This is a genomic window from Streptomyces sp. NPDC059853 (genome assembly GCF_042731495.1).
Lineage (GTDB): Bacteria > Actinomycetota > Actinomycetes > Streptomycetales > Streptomycetaceae > Streptomyces.
Map to the genome: position 1 here is coordinate 1 of NZ_JBHWJL010000585.1, position 1,037 is coordinate 1,037.

Genomic DNA, 1,037 nt, shown 5'->3' on the forward strand with positions numbered 1-1,037 from the left:
CCGGGGCCCGGTCCGGTTCCGTTAGCGCCGGGACGCCGCCAGCTCCCGCGCCTTCACCCCGATCTGCCAGCGGTAGAAGCTCATCGCCAGCGCGTAGTCGAGCCCGGCCCTGCCGTCCAGGAAGCCGCGCTTGTAGAGATAGGCGTAGCCGAACGACACCAGCGGCTTGAAGGGCGCCCGGTGGAAGAGCTGTCCCTGCCGGGTCTTCGCCGCCCGGATCTGCTCGCGCACCTCCGGGTTCAGCTCCAGCCACGCCTCCCAGTCCGAGTACCGGTTGTGCCGGTCGAACCAGGTGGCCACCGGGTCCAGATCGCGGTGTTCGATCGGGGCCCGCAGCCGGTGGGCGGGGTGGGCCAGCGGCTGGTAGTGGCCCTCCTGTTCGCCCATCCCGGGCGCGTCCAGATCGTCCGGCTCGGGGAAGCGGGCCCGGGTGCGGTCCAGCAGGGCGCGCTTCACGATGGTGTAGCCGTGCCGCAGCCGCCGGCCGCCGAACCAGTACCCGAGGGGTATGTCGAACGCCGCCGGTTTCACCGGCCGCCCGTCGAAGAAGATCCGCCGCAGTTCGGCGAGCAGTTCGGGGCTGGGCGTCTCGTCCCCGTCGAGGAAGAACACCCAGTCGGTGCCGGTGCGCACCTGGTCCAGACACCACTGCTTCTTCTTCGGGTACGCGCCGTTCCAGGTGTACGGGACGACCTCGGCGCCGGCCGCCCTGGCCAGCTTGCGGGTGGCGTCCGTGCTGTCGGAGTCCACGACGACCACCGCCTCGAAGTGGTGGATGACGGAGCGCACCGTGGAGGTGATGTTCTCCGCCTCGTTCTTCGTCGGGATCACCACGACGATGGGCAGTTTCCTCATCGGCCGGCCGTCTCCTCTTCGTCTTCCGCGCGGTCGAGCAGGTCCCCGTACTCGGGGCACAGATGGGTGATCGCGGCGGCCGCCTGCGGGATCTCGCCGTCGCGCAGCGCGGTCACGGTCTCCTCCTCGGTGGCGTGCCGGCCGAGGTAGCCGAGGCGGTCGCACGCCTCGGTGCCCAGTTC

The 1,037-nt window shown here is 70.7% G+C and carries 1 protein-coding gene and 1 pseudogene; both read right to left on the minus strand.

The window, feature by feature from the left end; genetic code table 11:
- Positions 1–21 precede the first annotated feature (21 nt).
- Positions 22–855: a glycosyltransferase family 2 protein gene (locus tag ACFV5N_RS28040; protein ID WP_385605407.1), complete on the minus strand. Its 834-nt coding sequence runs from the start codon at positions 853–855 to the stop codon at positions 22–24.
- Positions 852–1,037: pseudogene (locus tag ACFV5N_RS28045) on the minus strand (hypothetical protein); the annotation flags it as partial. The pseudogene ACFV5N_RS28045 and the gene ACFV5N_RS28040, both read right to left, overlap by 4 nt.

Excerpts from the sequence above, each read along its gene's own strand:
- ACFV5N_RS28040 (WP_385605407.1), bottom strand. The coding sequence starts at position 855 with ATGAGGAAACTGCCCATCGTCGTGGTGATCCCGACGAAGAACGAGGCG.